Origin of the sequence: Actinokineospora xionganensis (assembly GCF_014323725.1) — a bacterium.
Lineage (GTDB): Bacteria > Actinomycetota > Actinomycetes > Mycobacteriales > Pseudonocardiaceae > Actinokineospora > Actinokineospora xionganensis.
Map to the genome: position 1 here is coordinate 35,934 of NZ_JABVED010000017.1, position 18,320 is coordinate 54,253.

Consider the following 18,320-nt stretch of genomic DNA (forward strand, 5'->3'; position numbering starts at 1 on the left):
GCGCCGTAATCGTTCACGACCGTTGGCGTCCGGGCGCGAGTACCGTTTAGGTATGGGCGCGGGTTTGCTCGCCGAGGACGAGTTTGGCGGATTTCGGCTGGACACCGCTGTTTTCGCCGGAACGGCAGGCGCAATTGTGAAGATGCACCGCGGACGGCGCGACAGCACGATGGAACTGTACACCGCAGAAACAATCCTACGGAGTAAGCCCATCGTCGACTACGCCTGCGGCGACGGGAATGTCATCGGTTGCGGGGACGACGCAGATTGGATGCGGACAAAATGACGGATAACCAATGGAAACTGGTCGTCGACCGGGAGGGCGTGACCATCGCCAGCGATCGGTTTCGGCTGACCGCCGCGGGGACCGTGCCCGCGCAGGGTGAGCTCGCGCCGGACGAGGCCGTGCTCGAGGCGATGGAGTCCAGCCAGCTTGAGGGCATCATCTCCGAGCTGCAGTCGATGACCCGCCGGACCTACGGACAGTTCTGCGGCCTGTCCCGGGCGGTGGAGATGGTCGGCGAGCGCTGGGCGCTGCTGATCATCCGGGATCTGCTGGTCGGCCCGAAGTCGTTCACCGACCTGGCCGAGGGCTTCCCGCGGCTGTCGATCGACGTGCTCTGCGCCCGGCTCCGGGAGATGGAGCACTTCGGCGTGCTCGAGGAGAGCATGAAGGACGGCGACATGACCTACGAGCTGACCGACTACGGTCGCGCGCTCGACGACATCGTCATGGCGCTGGGCCGGTGGGGCGCGCTGTCGCTGGAGGACCCGCGCCCGGAGGACATCATCACCGAGAACTCGATGATCATGGCGCTGCGCTCGACCTACCAGGCCGAGGCCGCCGCTGGGCTCACCGCGAGCTTCGAACTGCGCCTGGGCGAGGTCATCATCCACGCCAAGGTCGTCGACGGTGTGCTCAAGGCCGGTGCCGGGCCCCTGCCGGGCGCCGACCTCGTCGTCGAGCCGGGCCCGACGCTGAAGATGCTGATGACCAACGAGATGACCCCGGTGCAGGCCATCGACACCGGCCACGTCACCCTCACCGGCGACGCCTCGCTGTTCCCCCGCTTCGTCAGCCTCTTCCAGATCCACCCGGTCCCCGTCTCCGCCACCACCTAACCCCCCACCCCAAGAGCCCGGCGCTTCCCAGCGCCGGGCTCTTTCCATGCGGTCGCGAGTCCAACGTTCAAGACACTGAGTCCAACGTTCAGAACATCAGAAGCCCACGTTCCGGATAATCGGAACGTGGGCTCGATGTTCTGAACGTTGGACTCAGTGTCTTGAACGTTGGACTCGCGACCGCATGGAAAGCGGGGTCAGACGGCTTGGCGGAGGGTGGTGCGGTGGCGGGTGAGGGCGGCGGAGCGGACGTCGAGGAGGGCGCTGAGCACCGGGGGGTCGAACGAGCGCATCTCGTGCAGGGAGACGTCGGCGATGCGGGCGATGATGTCGGGGCGGATGGTGATCGGGCCGTGCGCGCCGACGTAGGGGACCGGGTCGAGGGATTCCTCGGCGCCGGGCGGAACGGAGTGGGCGAGCACGTGCCACGTGCCCTCTGGGACGTCGTTGAGCGCGTACGGGCCGGGCTGGTCGAGTACCGCGCAGCGGACCGGGGAGCCCTGCAGCATCCGGCTGGGGAACAGGCCGATGAACACGAGACCGGCCCGCCCGTCACGCGGCGGGGTGACGTGGCCCCTGATCGTCGAGGTGCGGGCCGGTCCGGGAACCGGGACGTCCTCGGGTAATTCGGAGGTCGAGCCACCTAACTGGCGGTAGGAGATCGGGGACAGGCCGACCGTGGAGCGGAAGCGCGAACTGAACGTCCCGACGCTGTTGTACCCGACCTGGTGGCTGATGTCGGCGACGGTGAGCGAGGTCGTCAACAGCAGCCGCTTGGCCTCCTCGAGCCGCATGGCGGACAGGAACCGGCCGGGGGACACCCCGGTGACCTGCTGGAAGACCCTGGAGAAGTGGAACTTGCTGAACATGGCGGACCTGGCCATGTCATCGATGGTGAGTCGATCGGCGAGGCCACGCCGCATGGTGTCGATAGCCCGTTCGACGGCTCGCACGACCATCTCGTCCATGGCTGTTCCCTTTCGCTGGAAACGTCTGCGACTGTGTTTATACAGCTCAAAGAAGCATTGTCCAGAGTTGCGCGAATCGCTTTCAAGTGTTTCCCGCATCAGTGCGCGTGACGATTTCTCGGAGCCGCACATGAAATATGCACCCGATAATTGTGCGTAAGTCACGCCGCTCGGGCGTCGTCGTCGAGAATCGACAGGTGCGCGTGGAAACGGGTCGCGTGGATCGCCGGGTCGGAATCGGACGGATAGGGCATCGGCGAGTCCGGATGGGTGAGCACCGCGCGCACCAGCACCGGCGAGTGGCATTTCGCCAGTCCGCCGCGCAGCAGGGTGGTGAACTTGTCGAGCTGTGTGGTGGTGGAGACGTCGGTGTAGCCGGACGCCCGCGCCAGGGCCAGGACGTCGGCCCGGTCCGACGGCGGGGGAGAGGTGTGGCCCGAGCCGTAGAGACCGTCGTCGAGCACGATGTGGATCAGCGGCAGGTCGACGAGGGTGCCCGCGGTGATCAGCCCGACCGGGTTGCGCACCAGGTTGCTGTAGGAGTCGACGATCACGGTGGGGCGCCTGGTCTCCAGCGCGATGCCGATGCCGAGCGAGCCCGCCAGGCCGGTCGACGCGGTGAGGTAGAAGTGGTTCGGCCGGTCCTCGACGACTTGCGCGATGCGGCAGGTCGAGTCGGTCGTGAACACCACGGGCTGTGCGGTCGAGGTGGCCGAGATGATCGCCTGGATGGCCGCGGTCTTGTTCATCGCGGTAACCCGGAGGTGTCGGAGGCGATCAGCAGGGCGGCGGGCCTGCGCTGGTCCTGTACGGACTCCCGGATCAGGTTCACCTGCTCCGCGAGCGGGGTGTCCGGTTCCAACTCGAACGTCTCGACGCCCAGCCCGACGAGCAGCGGCACGGTGAGTTTGCGCAGGATCACGCTCTCGCCGGGCAGTGCCGCGCCGGGCTGCTCGTCGGTGGCGACCCGGACGTCCACGACGAACAGCATCGGGATCTTGTAGGGCACCACGAGTGAGGCGATCGCGCTCAGCGACAGCCCCAGACCCGCGTTCTCCATGAGCACCACCGGGTTGCGCCCGGTGAGCGAGGCGCCGACGGCGATGCCGACCGCGTTGTCCTCACGCGCCACGGTCAGCACGCCGACCAGTTCGTCGAGCGTGCGGTGCAATGGCGAGAGAATGCCGCAGGGCGTCGCGTAAAACGGGCCGAAGTCCGCCGCAATCAGTTCCTTGCTCAATTCATTCGCGACGTCGATCCCTTGGGTGAAAGTTGGCATCTTGTCTCCCTGCAGGTGTGCCGTTGACCGAACATGACGGCTGGATGAACTCAAGGCCATCGGATCCGCGATATCGGCGGAACCGCGAAACCGTCGATTCGAAAGCGATCGGCCCGGTATGCGCGCGATCGTTCGGGCCGCACCCGGACCGGCCGGAGAAGTGGGCCATGACCTGTGGATTTGGCCGCAACGATGATCGACCGGGGGTACCCGGTCCCCGCGTGTCGGGACGGTTCCGATAGCGTGACCGGACATCTTCACTCCCTCCGTCGCCGTTAGGGTTGCCTTATCCGGTGATCGCGGCCAGCACGCCCAGAACACTTGCAGAATGGGCGCGCGCCCGACAGTGATGCCACCACGACGGCCGCCGTGAAAACAGGTCCACCCAGGGTATGAAAAAGACATGGACCGCCGGTGACACTGACACTGGCCGGGTAAGACCGCTGACTCCCAGAATTGGCATCCCCACCGATTCACCGCGACAACCTGGGAGAGTCCCCGATGGTCAAGTCCGACGTGGAAAACATGATCACCCGCTTAGCCACCCTCGGCGTCGAAGCCGCTCCCGCGGAGCGTTCCGCCGAGCTCAGGATCGACCGGTTCACCCAGTGGGTGGATGACCAGAGCCCGGTGGCCAAGGCGTGCGTGGGTGGCTTCACCTCCGTCTTCCCGGCTGAGCAGCTGGTCTGATGGCCGCCGACGGCGCGAAGGGGCCGCTGGTCGCGTTCAGGCGGCACCTTCGTGCCGAGATCGCCGCCGGCGAAGGCGTGTACCTGTTCTCCGAAGACGGTGTCACCGTCCTCAAGGGGTCCGCCATCGAGTCGGTTGTGTCCCTTGTGGACGGAACGAGGGACCTGTCGGGGGTCCTCGGCGGCCTGCCCGACGACGTCAGCCGCGAACAGGCGGGCGGGGTGCTCGCCTCGCTGACCCGGGCGGGCCTGGTGACGTTCCGGCCCGTGCGCGAAGGCGCGGACCCGAGCACCCTGGCCTACTGGGACGCGGGCGGCCTCGACGCCTCCACCGCGTTCGCCGCCACCACGACCGCCACCGTCGGCCTGCACGTCGTCGGCGGTCTCGACGCGGACGCGGCCACGACCGCCTTGCGCGCGGCGGGTCTCTCCGTCACTGACGACGCCGACCGGGCCACGGTCGGCGTCGTGCTCTGTGACGACTATCTGAACCCGGCGCTGGCCGACCTCGACGCCGCGCACCGGGCGTCCGGCGTGCCGTGGCTGCTCGCCAAACCGGGCGGCACGAGGACCTGGCTGGGTCCGGTGTTCGAGCCCGCCAAGGCCGGGTGCTGGCACTGCCTGGCGCGCCGGTTGTGGGGCCACCGCAACGCCGAGCGCTGCCTGCAGGGCTCACTCGGCCGCCAGGGACCCGCGTCGAGCCCGGCCGCGGCCACGCCCGCGTCCAGCGCGATGGCCCTGCACCTGGTCGCCGCGGAGGCCCTGAAGTGGGTCGCCGGTCTGCGGTACCCGGGCCAGCGCAAGGTCTGGACGCTCGACACCCTCGACCTGCGCGGCGCCCACCACGATATCCCGGTCTACCCGCAGTGCCGCGCTTGCGGCGACCCGGCCGTGGTGCGTGAGCGCTCACACCGGCCGGTTCGGCTCACCCCGCGGCGCAAGGTGGCGGGTACGGGCGGCGGACACCGTTCCCTGACGCCGGAGCAGGTCCGCGACCGCTACTGCCACCTGATCAGCCCGGTCACGGGCATCGTCAAGGAGATCAAGCGCGACACGCGCGGCCCCGCGTTCTTCAACTCCTACCGCTCCGGCGCCAACGCCGCCGCGCGCACGCGCGACGTGGGCACGCTGCGCGCGATGCTGCGCATGGCGAACGGCGGCAAGGGCGTCACCCCGGTGCACGCCGAGGTGAGCGCCCTTTGCGAGGCCATCGAGCGCTACTCCGGGACCTTCCACGGCGACGAGGAGCGGGTGACCGGCAGCTTCCGATCCCTTGGCGCGGGGGCGATCCACCCGAACACCTGCCTGCTCTACGACGAGCGCCAGTTCGCCGACCGCGCCGCGTGGAACCGCACGCACGCGCCGTTCCAGCATGTCGCCGAGCCGTTCGACCCGGACGCCGTGCTCGACTGGACGCCGGTCTGGTCGATGACCGAGGAGCGCCACCGGCTGATGCCGACCGCGATGCTCTACTACGGCGCCCCCGGGAACGGCTACATGACCGCCGACTCGAACGGCAGCGCCGCAGGCAGCAGCCTGGAAGACGCTGTCCTGCAAGGACTTCTCGAAGTGGTCGAACGCGACGCGGTGGCCCTGTGGTGGTACAACCGCACCCGGCAGCCCGGCGTCGACCTCGCCGCGTTCGACGACGAGTGGACCGCCGAGGCCCGGCGGGTGCACGCCCGGCTGGGCCGCGCCGTCTGGGCGCTGGACCTGACCACCGACCTCGGCGTCCCGGTCATGGTCGCGCTGTCGCGTCGCGTCGGCGGCGGCCCGGAGGACATCATGATGGGCTTCGGCGCCCACCTCGACCCGTGCGTCGCACTGCGCCGCGCGGTGACCGAGCTCAACCAGATGATGCCCGCCGTGGTCGACGCCCGGCCCGGCGAGTACGACTGCGACGACCCCGATGCCGTGCGCTGGTGGCGGACCGCGACCGTGGCCAACCAGCCCTATCTGACCCGTGATCCCGCGGTGCGACCCCGCGTGCCGGGGGACTACGGGTACACCCCGTCGGAGGACCTGCTCGTCGACGTCACGACAGTGCGGGCCCGGGTGGAGCACGCCGGGCACTCGGTGCTCGTGCTCGACCAGACCCGGCCGGACATCGGACTCCCGGTGGTCAAGGTGATCGTCCCGGGGTTGCGCCACTTCTGGTCCCGGTTCGCACCGGGCCGGCTCTTCGACGTACCCGTCCGACTGGGCAGGGTCGCCGCGCCCACGCGGTACGAGGACCTCAACCCCCTGCCCATGTTCCTTTGAGAATCGAGTGTGATCGTGCCCATCGAGCCCGGCCGCCGTTCCGATCCCCGGATACGGCTGTGGTCGCTGCGAGAAGACGTTCTCGTCGAAGGCGAACCACAAGACGATCGACTGGTCGTGGTCACCCGCTGGGGTGAGACCAAGATCGAGAACGCCGGTGAGATGGTGTGGGAGTCGCTGCGCAGGATGAGCCTGGGCCCGGTGTCGCTGGACAACGTGCTCGGCCCGCGCGGCGGCTCCCCGGACGAGGTGGCCCGGCTGGAGTCGGTCCTGCTGCGGCTCTCCGGGTCCGTCGTGCACTCACTGGGCACGAGAACCGGGGAGGGGCCGATGCTCTCGGCCGTCCCGATCTCCCGGTCGGCCCGGTTCACCTTCGCCGACGTCGACCCGGCCAGGCCCGTCCGGCTGTCCCGGTTCGCGGCGCTGCGCACGGTCGACGGCGATCTCGTCGTCGAGTCACCGCTCGCGGAGTACCGGGTGGTGCTGCACCGGCGGATCGCCTCCCGGGTCGTGGTCGCCCTCAGCGCGGCCACGTCGGTCGAGGCGCTGACCAGGGCGCTGGAGTTCGAGCCCGCGCTGGTCGGCGACATCGTCGCGTTCATGGCGGCCGCCGGGATCGTGCTGCTCGGCGACTGGGCCGACGGCGCGACCGCCCGGGTGCCGCGCTTCGTCGAGGACACCGACCCGAACCTGGTCAGCTGGTCGCACCACGACCTGCTGTTCCACTCGCGCACCCGGCTCGGCCGCTACGGCGGGCTGTCCGGGGTGGTGTTCCCCACCGCGCAGTCGGTGCCGCCGCCTCCCCTGGTCAAGCAGCCGACCGGTGGGGAGCGGTACCCGCTGTTCCAGCCCGATCTGTCCGCGCTGGCGACCGCCGACCCGTCGATGACCGAGGTCATCGAGAACACCCGCCTCTGCCAGGAGCTCGCCGACCGGCCGGTGACCGCCGAACAGGTCGGTGAGCTGCTCTTCCGGGCCGCGCGGGTGCGGTCGGTCTCGCCCGCGTCGGCGGGCGGCGAGGTCACCTACGAGATCTCCGACCGCCCGTACCTGAGCGTGCACGGCCTTTATGAGCTGGAGATCTACCTGCTCCTGCACAACTGCACGGGACTGCCGCGGGGGATCTTCCACTTCGACCCGCAGGAGCACTGCCTGACACTCGTCAACGACGACGCGGGCGAACTCGACGAGGTCCTCGACTACGCGATGATCGGCAGTGCGACGTCGCAGTGGCCGCCCGCGATGATCACGGTGACCGCGCGCGCCGAGCGGTCGTCGTGGATGTACGGCGGGATCGCGTACTCGCTGACACTCACGCACGTGGGTGCGCTGCAGCAGACGTTGTGTCTCGCCGCGACCGCGATGGGGCTCGCCGCGTGTGTGCCCGCCATCGACCCCGGCGACGTCGTGGACAGCGCGCTGCGGCTGGAGTGGCCCGCCGAGATCGGAGTAGGAGAGTTCGTGTTCGGTTACCGCCGGGGACACTGGAACACAGACAGTGTCCCTCTATAATCGGACGGTAGTACTGCTACCGGAATCAAGCTCGGGTGGGGGCGCGGGTAAACCAGCTCAACGAGGGGGACACATGCACCCGGTCACCGTTCACGCAGAGTTACCCGGCGGCCACGACGGCCTCGTGGGGCCGGTCGCGCCGAAAGGGGACTCGTACCGCGTCCCGTTGATCGCGCCGTTCCTCGCTCGTGCCATCACCGTCGTGGTGTTCCTCACCCTCGGGATGTTCGCCTTCCTGCAGATCGCCACCTCGGGCGTCAGCGTCGGCACGACGGTCCGGGCCGCCGGATACCTGCTGGTCATGCTCACGCTGCAGCTGTTCTATTTCAGCCGTGTCGGCGCGGCGGCCCGCTCGCCGATGGGCTACGCCGCCCTCGGGGTCCAGGCCTATGTCTCCTTCGTGCCGCTGTCCGAGTTCGGTGACCCCTGGCTGCCGATGCCGCTGTTTCTCGCCGCCACCACGTTGCTGGTGTTACCGCGGGTGATCGCGTGGGCCGCCGTCACCGCGATCCTCGCGATCGTCGTCGGCAAGCAGTGGGTCCTCACCGGATCCCTGCTCGACGTCTCCTACCTCACCGTCGGCTTCATCGGCGTGACCCTTTACCTCTACGGGCTGACCAGGCTCGGCGGTCTGATCACCGCCCTGCATGAGGCCCGCAGCGAACTCGGCAAGGTGGCCGTGGCCCGGGAACGGACCCGCTTCGCCCGCGACCTGCACGACCTGCTGGGACTGAGCCTGGCCGCGATCGGCCCGAAGGGCTCCATCGCGCGCCGCGCGCTGGCAGGAGACCCGGACCGGGCGCGTAAGGAACTCGGCGAGATCCTGGCCGTGTCGCGGCACGCCCTCGCCGACGTCCGGCTGATCGCCAGCGGATACCGGGAGATGTCGCTGCACGAGGAGTCCCGCACGGTCGAGTCGCTGCTCGCGGCCTCCAACGTCGACGTGCGGATGGAGCTCAACCACGGCGAGCTGCCGGTCCACATCCGGTCGCTGATCGTCGCGGTCCTGCGCGCGGGCGTGGCGAACGTGCTCGACCACACCGGGGTGGCGCGGTGCGAGATCGCCCTGCGGCAGGCGGGCCGGACGGTGACGCTGGACATCATCGATGACGGCATGACCGGGATGTGCCCGCTCACCCCGGACGCCGACCTCGGCCTGGAGAACCTGGTCGAGCGGGTGACCGCGCTCGGCGGCGAACTCGTCGTCGGACCGGATCCGGACGGCCGGTTCGGCCTGCACCTGACCATTCCGGTCTCCCGCGAGCACGCGGACGCCAAGTCCGAACCAGACGAGGTCGAGCAGATCCCCCGGTTCGCCTCGCTGTTCGCCACCGGGCTGATGAACGTCGTGTTCGTCGGGATGGCCATCGCGGCGCTGCTGCACCTGACCTACCTGACGCGCGACGCCGTGGTGCTCACCGTCAGCGGACTCTGCATGGCGGGACTGGCGGCACTGCAGCTGTTCTACGTCAGCAAACCGGGCACCCGGTTCACCTCGCCGACCAAATACCTGGTGATCGCCGCCCAGGCCGCGATGGTGTACGTGCCCGCCCTGTTGTTCCCCCACGCCTGGATCAGCATCCCCGGGATGCTCGCGGGCACCGTCCTGCTGGTGCTGCGTCCGGTCGCGGGCTGGATCGGGTTCGGCGCGGTCGTGCTCAGCGTTCCGTTCGCGCAGGCGGACTTCCACGCCGACGCGCTCAGCATCTTCTACAACGTCGGCGCCACCGTGACCACCGGCCTGGTCACCTGCGGCCTGACCTGGATGGCCCGGTCGGTGTGGGAGTTGCGCGCCGCGCGGCGCGCGCTGGCCGAGGCGGCTGTCGCCGAGGAGCGGATGCGCTTCGCCCGCGACCTGCACGACCTGCTCGGCCTGAGTCTGTCCGCGATCACCCTCAAGACCGAGCTGACGCAGCGGCTGATGAAGGCCGACCCGGCCCGGGCGGCCACCGAGCTGATGGAGATCGTGGAGATCTCCCGCCTCGCCCTCACCGACGTCCGCCTAGTCGCCAGCGGCTACCGGGACCTCTCGCTCAACGAGGAGTCACGGTCGGCGGAGTCGGTGCTGGCCGCGGCCGACGTCGACGTGAGGATGGACCTGCACTACGGGGAACTGCCGGTTGAGGTGCGCACCGTCCTGGCGACGGTGCTGCGCGAGGGAGTGACGAACGTGTTGCGGCACAGCCGGGGCGCGCGGTGCGAGATCACCGTGCGCCAGCACGACAACATGGTGGAACTCGAGATCGTCAACGACGGCGTCGGGGTCGGCGACACCGGACCCGGCAGTGGCAGTGGCATCCGCAACCTGTCCGACCGGGTCGCGACGGTGGGCGGCAGGCTCACCGCGGGCCTGGACTCCGACGGATCGTTCCGGCTCCGTGCCCTGGTTCCCGCTTAGCTCAACTCCGTGGGGGACGCACCGCGCGACCTTCGCATCCGGCCCGCTCCTCGCCCCGCTCCTCGCCCGCGCCATCGTCGCCGCGGTGTACTCCGGACTCTGTGTCGTCGCGTTCCTGCACGTCCTGGAGTCGGCGCCGGCGTTCTCGGTCGCGCTGTTCGCGGCGACCGCGCTGCTGATCCTGCTGGCCCTGCAGGTCTGCTACTTCAGCAGGCCGGGCGGACCGCCGCGCTCCCCGCTCACCTACTGGGTGCTGGCCGCGCAGGCCTGCCTGATCTTCGTCCCCGCGCAGCAGTTCGGGCAGGCCTGGGTGGCGCTGCCCAGCCTGCTCGCGGGAACCGTGCTGCTGGTGCTGCCGCCCGCCGCGGCGGTGACCGCGTTCGTCGCCATCCTGGCGATCACCGCGCGGACCCAGGAAACGCTGACGGACTCGGCGCTCGACGTCGCCTACATCGTCGTGGGCGGCCTGGTGGCGGCCCTGGAGGTGTTCGGCCTGACCCGGCTGGCCGGGCTGATCACCGAACTGCACGCGGCTCGCTCGGAGCTGGGGAAGGTGGCCGTGGCCCGGGAACGCACCCGGTTCGCCCGCGACCTGCACGACCTGCTCGGACTCAGCCTCGCCGCCATCGGGCCCAAGAGCGCCGCCGCGAGCACCGCGCTCACCGCCGACCCGGACAAGGCCCGCGCTGAGCTGCGGGAGATCCTGGTCGTGGCCCGGCACGCGCTGGCCGACGTGCGGCTGATCGCCAACGGATACCGGGAACTGTCGCTGCGCGAGGAGTCGCGCACGGTCGAGGCGCTGCTCGCCGCGTCCAATGTGGATGTTCGGATGGAGCTGAACCACGGCGAGCTGCCCGCGCACATCCGATCGGTGGTCGTCGCGGTGCTCCGGGCGGGGGTCGCCAACGTCCTGCACCACACGAGCGTCGCCCGGTGCGACATCACCATGCGGCAGGCGGGCCGGACCATCGCCCTCGACATCGTCGACGACGGGGTCACCGGTCGGTGTCCCACCGAGGAAAGCTCCTTCGACGGGGGACTGGAAAGCCTGGCCGACCGGGTCCGCCGGCTGGGTGGGACGCTCGTCGAGGGCCCCGACCCGGACGGCCGCTTCGGCCTGCACCTGACGATCCCGGTGAGCGGGCGGCCCGAACTCGCGGCAGCGCCCGACGAGGTCGAGCACGTGCCCCGCTACGCGGCGCTGCTCGCCACCGGGCTGATGAACGTTGTGTTCGTCGGCTTCCTCTGCGCCGCGATGCTGCATTTGCTGTACCTGACACGCGATCCGCTCGTGCTCGCGTTCAGCGCGACCTGCCTGGCCGTCCTCGTCGCGCTGCAGTTGCTGTGGGTGAGCAGACCCGGCGTCCGGATCGGGTCGCCGTCGAGGTACGTGGTGGTGGCCGTGCAGGCGGTCCTGGTCTATCTGCCGCTCGCGGTGTTCCCGCAGGCATGGGTGAGCGTGCCGGGGCTGCTCGCGGGCACCGCGCTGCTGGTGTTCCGCCCGGCCACGGGATGGCTCGGCTTCGTCGCGGTCGTGGCCAGCGTCCCCTGGGCGCAGGGGTCCTCCGGGCTGATCGACGTCTTTCTCGCGGTGACCGCCACGGTGATCACCGGCCTGGTCACCTACGGGCTCACCTGGATGGCGGGCTCGGTCTCGGAATTGCGCGCCGCCCGACGCGCTCTCGCCCACGCGGCCGTCGCACAGGAGCGGCTGCGGTTCGCGCGGGACCTGCACGACCTGCTGGGGCTGAGCCTGTCGGCGATCACCCTCAAGGCGGAGCTGGCCTTTCGGGCGATGAAGGTCGATCCGGCGCGGGCGGCGAGCGAGTTGGGGGAGATCGTCTCCATCGCCCGGCTGGCCCTCGCCGACGTCCGGCTGGTGGCGAGCGGGTACCGGGACCTCTCACTGAACGAGGAGTCCAGGTCCGTGGAGTCGGTGCTCGCGGCGGCGAACGTCGACGTGCGGATGGACCTGCGCTACGGGGAGCTGCGGGCCGAGGTCCGGACGGTGCTGGCGACTGTGCTGCGCGAAGGCGTGACGAACGTGTTGCGGCACAGTCGCGGCGGCCACTGCGAGATCAGCGTGCGGCGCCACGGCGACATGGTCGTGTTGGAGATCGTCAACGACGGCGTGTCGGTGTCGTTCGAGGGCCCGGGCAACGGGATCCGGAACCTGACCGAGCGGGTGACGACGGTCGGCGGGGAGCTGACCGCCGGAGTCGGAGCCGATGGGCGGTTCCGACTCCGCGCCCAGGTTCCCGCCTAGGTCCTGGCCCGCAAAGGGCCTAGAGCCAGCCCGATTCCGTGGCGATCCGGATCGCGTCGACCCGGTTGCGGGCGTTGAGCTTGGTGACGATGGTCGTCAGGTAGTTCCGCACCGTGCCCGCCGACAGGTATAAGCGGGCGGCGATGTCCACCGCGTTCGCACCACCCGCCGCCATCTGCAGCACCTCGATCTCACGGCCCGTCAGGGGGCAGTCGGCGCCGTCCCAGGCGGCCAGGGCCAGGTCGCCGTCCACGACGCGCCTTCCCGCGGCCACGCCGCGGATCGCGTTGGCGAGCTTGTCTGCGGGGGCGTCCTTGAGGATGAAGCCGCCCACCTTGGCCGCCAGGGCGCGCCGCAGGGTGCCGGGGCGGCCGAGGCTGGTGAGGATCAGGGTTCGGCATTCGGGGAGATGCTCATGCAGTTCGGTGGCCGCGGTGAGGCCGTCCTTGCCCGGCAGGTCGATGTCGATCACCGCCACATTCGCCTGCGATTTGCGTGCCGCCGGCAGGATGTCGTCGCCCGAGGCGACCTCCGCGACGACGTCGACGTCCTGCTCCAAGTTCAGCAGCGCGACCAGTGCGCCTCTCACCATGTGCATGTCCTCAGCAATCAACACTCTGATCACATCTCCACGCACCCTTCGCCCGCACACGCCATGGTTGTTTGTACCACTTTCCCGGTGTCCGATTTTCGCCCGTCTGGTCGCCTGTGGATTCCCACCGATACCGGCGAATGGGGGTTGACTGCCGCCCCTATCCGCTGTGGCCAGGCGTTTTCCCCTGCTGGGCCACCGCGGCCACCCGTCGGGCCGCGGTCAGGCTCGACCACGAGGTCAGCTCGATCAGTGTGCTGTGGGACAGGCCGGCGTCGTCCACGACGGACGGATCGATCTGGTAGGCGGCCATCGCGGTGAGCAGTGCCAGCATGCCGATGGGCCGGTCGCGCGGCGACAACACGGAAACCGCCTCGCCCGCCCACGCCCGGCTCACCCCCCTGGGCCGTCCGTCCCATTGGGCCAGTTGGGCTATCACCAGCGCGCGGACGTCGGCCGGGACCGCGCGGTCGCCCGCCTCGTCGATGACGGCGTACGCGCGGGCGAAGGCGTCGGCGATCGTCGGGCTGTCCGCCGCCCACCACAGGTCCTGGCCGACCGGGGCAGGGGGCAGCAAGTCGAGGGAGTCGCCGGGTCGGTGCTCCGCGGTCGCCGAGGAACGCATGAAGCGGCCCAGGAAACGGGTCGCCGGGCCGCGCGCGCCCGCTGGAACGTTCGGTGGCAGCGGGGAGTCGCCGAGGAAGACACTCACCATGCGGTTGAGGTAGTGGAAGGTCACCGCGACGCCGACCGTCTCTGCGGTGGGCGACGGCGGTCGCGCGTGTGCGAAGGCGCTGTCCCGGGCCCACAGCGCGAGTGCCCTGGTGCTGTCGTCGGCGATGTCCTCGACCCGCGACGTGCTCAGCGCGGCCGCGGCGGGGCCGTGGACCAGCCCGCCGAACGTGGCGCTGTGGACCTGCACGCAGTACGGGCAGCCGTTGCCGACCGACACCCCGGCCGCGACGACCTCCTTCGTGGCGCGGTCGAGTTCACCGCGGGCCAGCAGCGATTCCCGCAGCATCACCCAACTCGCGGCGAGCACGGTCGGGCTGGGGGAGTGCAGGGCGATCGGGGGCGCCAGCATGCCGAACTCCCGCTCGACGCGCTGGTACACGGTCGCGACGACGTCGCGGGCCTGCCGCGGCCGGACCGGGTCGACGTACAGGACCTGGTTGAGCGCCGAACGCAGCGCGGCGCGGATCACGGTGCCACCCATGGTGTCCCTCCCCGAACGTGGGTAAACAAACCAAATCTAGTGACGGCGAAGGCCGTGGGGGCTCTCCGAGAATGCGGTCTCAGAAGCCACCCGCGACGGTGGCCTGGGCAGCGGCGGCCAGCAGCGCGGTCGCCACCACCGCCGAACCCGCGTGCACGGTCAGTCGGGCGGCGCGGCGGCGGCACCCGACCAACGGCAGCCAGGCCAGCCCGGCGAGCGCCAGAATCACTCCGCTGTGGAGGGTCGCGGGCGACCCCGCGCCGGTCCACGCCTTGGCGAAGTGGAAGATCGCGCCGGCCGAGGCGGCGGCCAGGACGACCGGAGCGGCCCGGCGAGCGGGCTCGGCCAGGGGCGCGGCGACAGGGGCGAGGGTGAGGAAGACCGGGAAGCAGCCCGCCACCACGGCGAGGAAGACGACCTGGTTGGACACCTCGACCCTGCCCGCGAGCATCAGGTCGAGGAGCACGCCCAGCGCGGCGCTGCCGCAGACGAAGGCGACGGTCATGCGGCTGGGCCGGTCGAGGAACCCTCGCAGCAAAGCAAAACCGGCGACAGCGGGCACGGCGTAGAGCAGCGCGATCCGCAGGGCCAGCGGCCCGAACGAGACCGGGACGGACAGGGTGTGCTCGTGCTGCGCCACCGCCCGACCCGCGCAGGCGACGAGGAACAAGACTGTGGCGGCGAGGACAGCGATCGTCCGCACCGCATGGGTGTGGAGCGGCTTTGTGGTGGCAGTGGTGCCGAGGGTCGCGGTCGGTTGCCCGGTGAGGCGTGGCCCAGGGGAAATAGGGGTGATAGGGGTGGGCCGTCCACTCGAACGGCCCACCCCCCGCCTCATCCGACCGGCACCGGCGCGGCGCACGAGCAGACCATTTCGGCGCGTTCCTCGGGCCGTGGCCGCAGGTGCGCGATCATCGCCACGACCATCGGGACGAAGACGACGAAGTTGTAGAACAGGTGCAGCTCGACCCTTGGGGCGATGAGCTGGATGATGCTGGTCGGCTTGGGCTCACCGAGCAGGTATTGCCCGGTCATCGCCTGGACCAGCAGCAGAAGGTGCTCGAAGTGGTGCCAGACCTGGATCCACATCGCCGCCACCCACCACGTGCGGGACCGGCCGGTGAACCCGTGGCGCAGCACCACGAACCCGATGAGCATCACCAGCGCGTAGCCATAATGCATCCACTCGGAGGTGAACAACCACGGTATGTAGTGCCCGATCAGCCCGAGCGACTTGGGCCGGGGCCAGCCGAGGACGAAGATCTGCCACGCCTGGACGAGGTGCTCGGCCCAGTGTCCGATCACAATCACCGTGAACCCCAGCACGGCGGCCTTGTGGTATTTCCCGTTGAGCGCCGCGACGAACCCCACGCGCCCGCCCGCGCCCGCCTGCACTGCCATCACGCCCGCCTCTCTTCGCGATGCCGCGGGCCGCCCGGCACGGGCCGACCCACGGTGATCATTTCCTCACGCGGCGCGATCGAGCAAGGCCTGCGAACGCCGATGGGCCAACAGCGCCAGCGCGCTCACCTGATCGGAGTCCGGGCCGCCCTCGGCCGCGATCTGCTCAAGCAACCGTGCCTTGCGCTCGTACCAGGCCGCGACCTCTTCCTTGCTCGCCCGCGGTCCCGGCATACTCAGAATCACCTGCGTGATCTCCTGCAACCCGCTCATGACCACCGCCGTCGTCGAACGTCCACACCGGACGCGGCTGCGACCGGGTCTGCCGGACGGTCGACGACGGCGCGGTCATCACGCGCCCTGGGTCGCCGTCACCGGCCTCATCAGGGGCTTGGTCACCGCCGCAGTGGGCAGCGGCGCCCCGTAGCTGACATTGATCCCGCGGGCCCGGGCTGCCTCGACGATGCCCGGCATGGCGCGCTCGGCGAGCGCCGAGATGGTCAGCGCCGGGTTCACCGTCAGCGCGGCGGGAACCGCGGAACCGTCGGTCACGAAGATGCCCGGGTGACCGCGCAGCTCATGCCGGTCGTCGAGCGCCGAGGTCTCCGGGTCGTCGCCGATGCGGCACGACGCCAGCGGGTGCACCGTGTACGCGCCGACCAGGTCGTTGGTCCACGGCAGCACGGTGGCGATCCCGTCGCGTTCGAGGATGTCGCGCACCTCCGCGTCCGCGGCGGCCCACGCGCCCAGCGTGTTCGGCGTCGGGTCGTAGCTCAGCGGCCCGCGGCCCAGCATCTGCTGGGAGATGCGGTAGGCGTTGCCGGTGGGCGGCGGCGGCCCGAAGACGCCCTCGTTGTCGTCCTCGACGATCTGGAAGATCGTCAGCCAGGACTGCCAGCGGCGCAGCATCTCCTTCTTCTCCACGCCCAGCCAGGTCGGGCCGTCCGCGCCTTGGGCCTGGGCCAGGATCGTGCCCAGTCCCGGCGGGAAGTACAGCTGCTCCAAGGAGAAGCGGCGGTACTCCGGCAGCGAGCCGTCGAGGTGGTCCCAGTTGGCGACCACCGGGCCCTTGCCGATCTGGTTGGCCGCGTACGCCAATCCGTTGCCTCGGTCGAGCCCGAGCACCTCGCGGGCGCGGTCCTCGTTGATGATCGCGGTGTTGAGGCGCTCACCGTTGCCGGAGAAGTACCGGCCGACCGCGTGCGGCATCTTGCCGAGCGTGGCCTCGGAGCGCTGCAGGATGACCGGCGTGGCGCCCGCGCCCGCGGCCATGATCACGATCTTCGCGTCGATCGTGCCGCTGCCGACGGTGATCCGGTAGTCCTCTTCGTCGATCTGGTTGTAGCGCACCCGGTAGCCGCCGTCGTCGGTCCGCTCCAACTGCTGGACCTCGTGCAGCGGACGGATCTCCGCGCCGTTGGCGACCGCGCCGGGCAGGTAGTTGAACAACAGCGAGCGCTTGGCGTCGAACTTGCAGCCGGCCATCATCCAGTTGCAGTTGGTGCACTTGGCCTTGTCGATGCCGACCGGCACCGGGTTGGCGGTGCGCCCGGCGTGGTTGCACGCCGCGGCCCAGAGGCCGCCGGCGTAGCTGATGTCGTCCCAGCCCTGCTGCACCACCGGGATCACCTGCGAAACCCGGTCATACCAGGGATCGAGGGTGTCACGGCTGATCGCCTTCGGCCACATCCGGCGCCCGATGCTGCCCTGCCGCTCGAAGGTGAACCGCGGGGCGCGGGGGAGCGCGGCGAAGTACACCACCGAGCCGCCGCCGACGCAGTTGCCGCTCAGCACGCTCATCCCGTCGCCCGCGACGAAGTCGAAGACCTTGGTGTAGCTCTTGCCGAGCAGGTAGTCGTGGTCGAAGTCCTCGGCCTGCAGCCACGGACCGCGTTCCAGGACCACGACCTTCGCCCCGCCGGCGGCCAGGTGGTAGGCCGCGATGGCGCCGCCGAAGCCGCTGCCGACGACGAGGACGTCCGTGCTTTCGATACTGGTCACGCCGGGCTCCCTGAGGGCGTCGTGTCGGGGTGCGGCTTGGCCAGCTGCCTGCCGTAGGAGAAGTCCGCGAACCGCCAGAGTCCGTCGTCCTGGGGCAGCTCGAAGCCGATCGTGAGCAGACCCGGGTGGCCCTGCGCGATGGCGTCGTGCGTGCTCATGTGGGCGGCGCTGTCGAAGGCCATGTTGCAGAACAGCGACAGCAGCACCCAGCCGTCCTTCTCCGGGTGGCCGGGGGTGGTCAGCGTCCGGATGATCGCGCACCGGTCGTCGAACTCCAGCGCCACGAACGGCGGGACGTCCCCGTCGAGCGTGATGCCCTTGTCGGCGGCGTAGGTGGTGGCATGCCCGTTGAGCATGCCCACCAGCGCTTCGAGCCCGGCGGTGATCCCGGTGGCGTCGTGGTGCAGCATCTCGAGCGCACCAGCCTGCACCGCGCCCCCACCGGTGGAGACCCCCGCGATGGCCCGGTCATCAGGCGAGCGCTTCTCGCCGGGCACGATGCAGTCCGCGAACGCTTCCAGCGTGATCGTCTTGACGTGTTCGTCTGAGGTGCCCGAGTGCACGGTGTGTCCTCCCTCGGCCTTGGTAGAACTCCATCGTCGTGGTGGGGCAGT

The 18,320-nt window shown here is 70.0% G+C and carries 17 protein-coding genes; 7 read left to right on the top strand and 10 right to left on the bottom strand.

Annotated elements, in window-relative coordinates:
• The first annotated feature begins 52 nt into the window (after nt 1–52).
• Together GPZ80_RS25475 and GPZ80_RS25480 are read left to right on the top strand one after the other, a co-directional pair.
• Nucleotides 53–286, top strand: a complete 234-nt coding sequence (locus GPZ80_RS25475; RefSeq protein WP_187223622.1) for a hypothetical protein — start codon at nt 53–55, stop codon at nt 284–286.
• Nucleotides 283–1,122, top strand: a complete 840-nt coding sequence (locus tag GPZ80_RS25480; RefSeq protein ID WP_246477473.1) for a winged helix-turn-helix transcriptional regulator — start codon at nt 283–285, stop codon at nt 1,120–1,122. Before GPZ80_RS25475 ends, GPZ80_RS25480 begins: the two co-directional genes overlap by 4 nt.
• Before the next feature lie 197 nt (nt 1,123–1,319).
• On the opposite strand, the gene GPZ80_RS25485 is transcribed toward GPZ80_RS25480, so the two are convergent.
• From GPZ80_RS25485 to GPZ80_RS25495, 3 genes are all read right to left on the bottom strand, one after another.
• Nucleotides 1,320–2,090 (bottom strand): helix-turn-helix transcriptional regulator, encoded by a 771-nt coding sequence (locus GPZ80_RS25485; protein ID WP_187223623.1) that lies wholly within the window; start codon nt 2,088–2,090, stop codon nt 1,320–1,322.
• Nucleotides 2,091–2,251: 161 nt separating this feature from the next.
• Nucleotides 2,252–2,839, bottom strand: a complete 588-nt coding sequence (locus tag GPZ80_RS25490; RefSeq protein ID WP_187223624.1) for a thiamine pyrophosphate-dependent enzyme — start codon at nt 2,837–2,839, stop codon at nt 2,252–2,254.
• Nucleotides 2,836–3,369 (bottom strand): hypothetical protein, encoded by a 534-nt coding sequence (locus tag GPZ80_RS25495; RefSeq protein WP_187223625.1) that lies wholly within the window; start codon nt 3,367–3,369, stop codon nt 2,836–2,838. Before GPZ80_RS25495 ends, GPZ80_RS25490 begins: the two co-directional genes overlap by 4 nt.
• Nucleotides 3,370–3,894: 525 nt before the next feature.
• Between GPZ80_RS25495 and GPZ80_RS25500 the strand changes: the two genes are divergently transcribed.
• From GPZ80_RS25500 to GPZ80_RS25520, 5 genes are all read left to right on the top strand, one after another.
• Nucleotides 3,895–4,059: a hypothetical protein gene (locus GPZ80_RS25500; protein ID WP_187223626.1), complete on the top strand. Its 165-nt coding sequence runs from the start codon at nt 3,895–3,897 to the stop codon at nt 4,057–4,059.
• Nucleotides 4,059–6,320, top strand: coding sequence for a TOMM precursor leader peptide-binding protein (locus GPZ80_RS25505; RefSeq protein ID WP_187223627.1), 2,262 nt, complete (start codon nt 4,059–4,061; stop codon nt 6,318–6,320). Before GPZ80_RS25500 ends, GPZ80_RS25505 begins: the two co-directional genes overlap by 1 nt.
• Before the next feature lie 15 nt (nt 6,321–6,335).
• Nucleotides 6,336–7,832: a SagB family peptide dehydrogenase gene (locus tag GPZ80_RS33830; RefSeq protein WP_222719855.1), complete on the top strand. Its 1,497-nt coding sequence runs from the start codon at nt 6,336–6,338 to the stop codon at nt 7,830–7,832.
• Between the two features lie 73 nt (nt 7,833–7,905).
• On the top strand, nt 7,906–10,230 hold the full coding sequence (locus GPZ80_RS25515) for a sensor histidine kinase (RefSeq protein ID WP_187223629.1): 2,325 nt from the start codon (nt 7,906–7,908) through the stop codon (nt 10,228–10,230).
• A gap of 85 nt (nt 10,231–10,315) precedes the next feature.
• On the top strand, nt 10,316–12,496 hold the full coding sequence (locus tag GPZ80_RS25520) for a sensor histidine kinase (RefSeq protein WP_187223630.1): 2,181 nt from the start codon (nt 10,316–10,318) through the stop codon (nt 12,494–12,496).
• Between the two features lie 19 nt (nt 12,497–12,515).
• On the opposite strand, the gene GPZ80_RS25525 is transcribed toward GPZ80_RS25520, so the two are convergent.
• The 7 genes from GPZ80_RS25525 to GPZ80_RS25555 all read right to left on the bottom strand — a co-directional run bounded on the left by GPZ80_RS25525 (nt 12,516) and on the right by GPZ80_RS25555 (nt 18,269).
• Nucleotides 12,516–13,121 carry a response regulator transcription factor gene (locus tag GPZ80_RS25525; protein ID WP_187223631.1) on the bottom strand — a complete coding sequence of 202 codons (606 nt, stop codon included), beginning with the start codon at nt 13,119–13,121 and terminating at the stop codon, nt 12,516–12,518.
• Between the two features lie 127 nt (nt 13,122–13,248).
• Nucleotides 13,249–14,304 (bottom strand): carboxymuconolactone decarboxylase family protein, encoded by a 1,056-nt coding sequence (locus GPZ80_RS25530; RefSeq protein ID WP_187223632.1) that lies wholly within the window; start codon nt 14,302–14,304, stop codon nt 13,249–13,251.
• 79 nt (nt 14,305–14,383) lie between these two features.
• Nucleotides 14,384–15,007, bottom strand: coding sequence for a DUF6239 family natural product biosynthesis protein (locus GPZ80_RS25535; protein WP_187223633.1), 624 nt, complete (start codon nt 15,005–15,007; stop codon nt 14,384–14,386).
• Between the two features lie 131 nt (nt 15,008–15,138).
• A complete protein-coding gene (locus tag GPZ80_RS25540) occupies nt 15,139–15,705 on the bottom strand; it encodes a hypothetical protein (protein ID WP_187223634.1) in 567 nt (188 codons plus the stop codon).
• 66 nt (nt 15,706–15,771) lie between these two features.
• Entirely contained in the window at nt 15,772–15,978 is a 207-nt protein-coding gene (locus tag GPZ80_RS25545) for a hypothetical protein (RefSeq protein WP_187223635.1), read from the bottom strand.
• 78 nt (nt 15,979–16,056) lie between these two features.
• A complete protein-coding gene (locus GPZ80_RS25550) occupies nt 16,057–17,706 on the bottom strand; it encodes a GMC family oxidoreductase N-terminal domain-containing protein (protein ID WP_187223636.1) in 1,650 nt (549 codons plus the stop codon).
• Nucleotides 17,703–18,269: a DUF5987 family protein gene (locus GPZ80_RS25555; protein ID WP_187223637.1), complete on the bottom strand. Its 567-nt coding sequence runs from the start codon at nt 18,267–18,269 to the stop codon at nt 17,703–17,705. The genes GPZ80_RS25550 and GPZ80_RS25555 overlap by 4 nt, the downstream gene beginning before the upstream one ends.
• Nucleotides 18,270–18,320 lie beyond the last annotated feature (51 nt).

Bases quoted from the DNA above. Each gene is read 5' to 3' on its own strand.
- GPZ80_RS25475 (WP_187223622.1), top strand. From the start codon at position 53: ATGGGCGCGGGTTTGCTCGCCGAGGACGAGTTTGGCGGATTTCGGCTG.
- GPZ80_RS25480 (WP_246477473.1), top strand. From the start codon at position 283: ATGACGGATAACCAATGGAAACTGGTCGTCGACCGGGAGGGCGTGACC.
- GPZ80_RS25485 (WP_187223623.1), bottom strand. From the start codon at position 2,090: ATGGACGAGATGGTCGTGCGAGCCGTCGAACGGGCTATCGACACCATG.
- GPZ80_RS25490 (WP_187223624.1), bottom strand. From the start codon at position 2,839: ATGAACAAGACCGCGGCCATCCAGGCGATCATCTCGGCCACCTCGACC.
- GPZ80_RS25495 (WP_187223625.1), bottom strand. From the start codon at position 3,369: ATGCCAACTTTCACCCAAGGGATCGACGTCGCGAATGAATTGAGCAAG.
- GPZ80_RS25500 (WP_187223626.1), top strand. From the start codon at position 3,895: ATGATCACCCGCTTAGCCACCCTCGGCGTCGAAGCCGCTCCCGCGGAG.
- GPZ80_RS25505 (WP_187223627.1), top strand. From the start codon at position 4,059: ATGGCCGCCGACGGCGCGAAGGGGCCGCTGGTCGCGTTCAGGCGGCAC.
- GPZ80_RS25515 (WP_187223629.1), top strand. From the start codon at position 7,906: ATGCACCCGGTCACCGTTCACGCAGAGTTACCCGGCGGCCACGACGGC.
- GPZ80_RS25530 (WP_187223632.1), bottom strand. From the start codon at position 14,304: ATGGGTGGCACCGTGATCCGCGCCGCGCTGCGTTCGGCGCTCAACCAG.
- GPZ80_RS25540 (WP_187223634.1), bottom strand. From the start codon at position 15,705: ATGGCAGTGCAGGCGGGCGCGGGCGGGCGCGTGGGGTTCGTCGCGGCG.
- GPZ80_RS25545 (WP_187223635.1), bottom strand. From the start codon at position 15,978: ATGAGCGGGTTGCAGGAGATCACGCAGGTGATTCTGAGTATGCCGGGA.